We start from the raw sequence: 3304 nt of genomic DNA on the forward strand, positions 1-3304 counted from the left end.
CTCGGCCATCGCGTTGATGAAGCTGATCTTGGTGGCCAGGAACGCGTTCGCGGCCACCTTGACCAGCTCGGCGGTGGCGAAGTCGGTGACCACCACGGGCACCTCACGGTCCTCCGCGGCGGCCAGGTCGAGGATGCCCCGGTGCGCGGCCCGCAGCAGGTCGCCGGCCCACTCCGACCGCAGGCCGGCGACGATCCGGCTGGGCCGCAGCACGTCCTGGACCGCGAAGCCCTCCTGCAGGAACTCCGGCGACCAGGCCACCTCGATGCCCAGTCCAGGGTCCGTGTGCTTGGCCACCAGCTGCTCCACCCACTCCGCGGTGCCGACCGGGACCGTGGACTTGCCGACGATCAGCACCCGGCGGGTCAGGTGCCGGGCCAGTCCGGTGACCGCCGCCTCGACGTACGAGAGATCGGCGCCCGTGCCACCCGCCCGCTGCGGCGTGCCCACGCAGATGAAGTGCACGTCGCCGAAGTCGGCGGTCTCCTGGTACGACGTGGTGAAGCGCAGGCGGCCGGCGGCGAGGTTGCGCCGCAGCAGCTCGTCGAGGCCCGGCTCGTGGAACGGCACAGCGCCGGCCGAGAGGGCGGCGATCCGGGCCACGTCGACGTCGAAGCCGAGCACCTCGTAGCCCAGCTCGGCGAAGCAGACGGCGTAGGTGGCCCCCAGATAACCGGTGCCGACGAAGGTCAGCCGCGGTCGCTCCATCAGTTCTTCCTTTCTCGGGTACGGCGTCATCGCGGGTCCTTGCGGTCGAGCACGAAGATCCGGATCTGCTCGAAGCTGCGGTACTCGCTCAGGGTGTACGCCGTGAGCAGGAACCCCTGGGTCGGACCGGGCATGCCGTCCATCGGGTCGAGGTTGGCCGCCGTTGTCGACACCAGCCAGATCCGCCGGGTGTCACCGACGCACGGGCCGGGATCGGCGCATTCGTGGGCGCCGAAGGTGCCGTTCTCCTGCGACGTGCGATCGACCAGCACGTCCCGCAGCAGGCCGAGGCGCCGCACCTCGTAGTCGAAGGCCCGGCGGCCGTTACGGGTCGTACCGGCGTAGGCGATGCCGTCACCGGGCCGGGCCACGGTGGCCAGGGCAGCGGCCGCGCTGCGGAAGTCAGGCTCGCCGTAGACCGGACTGTGCCGGGCCGCCTGCTGTCCCGGTCCGCTGACGAGCAGCACCGCGGCCACCACCAGCAGGCCGCTCAGCGACAGCAGCCAGGTGGACCCGGCCCGGCGGGTGAACCGGGCCAGGGAGAAGCCCAGGGCACCGGCCAGCAGCGCCCACGCCGGGACGGTGAAGAGCAGGTAGCGGTGCAGGAAGAGATGCAGCACCGGGAAGGTGACGTAGCAGAAGAGCGGCGGGAACAGCGCCCAGCTCAGCAGCAGGACCACCGGTCCCCGGTGGCGCGACCAGAGCAGCACCGCCGCCGACAGCGCCGCCACGCAGACCACGAGCGCGACCTGCCAGGAGCCGAAGATCCGCTCGGGCAGGCTGGTCAGCGCCGCGGCGTCGACCTTGATCCAGGCGATGACGCTCGACTGTTGCGAGCCCTTGGCCGCCAGCGGCAGTGCGGCGGTCACCGCGATGAACGCTCCGGCGAACCAGCGCAGCAACCGCAGCTCACCGCTGACCCGGAAGGCCCGCCCCATGAACACGGCGTGGGCCAGCAGCACGGTCAGGGTCACGATGTGCACCAGGCCGGCCAGGACGAGGCCGACGCCGTACCAGATCCACCGGCGCCAGGTCGGCCGCTCCATCGCCCGCAGCAGCAGCAGCGTCGCCAGGGTGGCGAAGCCGATCGCGAACGCGTACGGGCGGGCTTCCTGGCCGTAGCGCGTCGCCGCGGGCAGCCCGGCCACGATCAGCCCGGCGGTCAGGCCGGCCCCCGTGTCGAACAGCCGGCGGCCCAGCACCGCGACCAGCGCCGCGGTGGCGGCCATGGCGAGCGCGGACGGCATCCGCAGGCTGGTCTCCGAATCGCCGAAGACGTCGATCCAGAAATGCAGGACCAGATAGTACGGCGCCACGACGGCGTCCACGTTGGCCAGCAGTTTCGCCAGGTCCCGGAAGCTCAGGGTGGAGGCGTACCAGCTGGCGTACTCGTCGTTCCACATGCTCCGGGAGCCGATGCCGACCACCGACAGGGTGAGCGCGAGCAGGGCCGGCGGCAGCGCCAGGGCCACCGTGCTCAGGACGGACCAGCTCCGCACCAGGGGCGCCGGTACGTGCCCGTCCGGACGGCGCTGTCCGATGATCCGGGGGACGGCGGGGGACAACAATTGCGCGTCGGTCATCGCTTCCTCATTCGGCCAGTGCCTCGTCCAGGACGCCCGCGAGCTGCTTCGCGTAGACGGACGTCAGGTGGTTGTCGTCGCGGTAGACGACGGTGCCGCCGATGACGGCGGGGCAGATCCTGGGTGTGCAGAACCACGCGGTGGAGTCGACGACCCGGCCGCCGTGGGCCTGCACCAGGGCCCGGACGATCCGCTGCCGGGGCAGGAACAGGGACCGGAACACGTCGAGATGGCACTCGTTGACGGCGTCCGGGTGGGTCGCCAGGCACCGCGGCACGTCGTAGTGCGTGACCGGGGTGTCCGGGATGACGACCGGCAGCGCCCCGGCCCGCTTGATCCGGGTGACCGTGGCGGCCCAGGCCGAGGCCCAGTCCTGGTCGGGACCGGCGCTCGCCGCCACGTCCAGCGGGCCGCCCTCGCGGTTGCGGGCGGACATGACCACCATGGCCGGTCGCAACTGCTGGATCCGGTCCAGGGCCCGCAGCCGCCACTGGTCGCATTCCGCGTACGGAACGGTGGTGCCGACCTTGTTGACCTTGCCGAGGGCCGGTCCGCAGTCGGTCTTCGTGAAGACGACGAGCCGCCAGCCCCGCTTGCGGGCGATCGTGTCGACGGCGTCGAACCACTGCTGGGCGTGCGAGTCACCGAACAGCACCATGACCCGGCTGCCGGTCTCGACCCCGTGCCGCTCGCAGCCCCGGCCGATGTTGTCGGAGACGAACCGGCTCGCGGGTGGCACCAGACATCCGCCGTCCCGGGGCGAGCTCGCCGCCGCCCGCGCGAGAGCGGGTGTCAGCTCGCGGGGGAGGACCGTCGGGATGATGCTGTCCCGGATGATCTTCTGCAACTCCGGGACGGTGGCCGTGCCCGAGGCCAGCACGTCGGCGGGCTTGCGGGCGGCCGCCGTACCCGTGGTCTGCGGGCTCGGCAGGTGCGGTGCGACCAGCGCGAGGGCCACGGTCGCCGCGGTCAGCGCGCCGCCCAGGGCGAGCGCCCGGCCGGGGCGCAGCCGC

At 72.3% G+C, this 3304-nt stretch carries 3 protein-coding genes; all 3 read right to left on the minus strand.

Annotated elements, in window-relative coordinates; all coding sequences use genetic code 11:
• The coding region (locus AB0C29_RS39920) for a nucleotide sugar dehydrogenase (protein ID WP_360832007.1) at positions 1–738 on the minus strand (738 nt) is incomplete at its 3' end.
• On the minus strand, positions 735–2291 hold the full coding sequence (locus AB0C29_RS39925) for a glycosyltransferase family 39 protein (protein ID WP_360832010.1): 1557 nt from the start codon (positions 2289–2291) through the stop codon (positions 735–737). The genes AB0C29_RS39925 and AB0C29_RS39920, both read right to left, overlap by 4 nt.
• A gap of 7 nt (positions 2292–2298) precedes the next feature.
• Positions 2299–3304 (minus strand): SGNH hydrolase domain-containing protein (locus AB0C29_RS39930; RefSeq protein ID WP_360832012.1); only part of this gene is annotated, 1006 nt, incomplete at its 5' end.

It is taken from the genome of Actinoplanes sp. NPDC048791 (assembly GCF_040650095.1).
Taxonomy (GTDB): Bacteria; Actinomycetota; Actinomycetes; order Mycobacteriales; family Micromonosporaceae; genus Actinoplanes.

Bases quoted from the DNA above. Each gene is read 5' to 3' on its own strand.
- AB0C29_RS39925 (WP_360832010.1), bottom strand. From the start codon at position 2,291: ATGACCGACGCGCAATTGTTGTCCCCCGCCGTCCCCCGGATCATCGGA.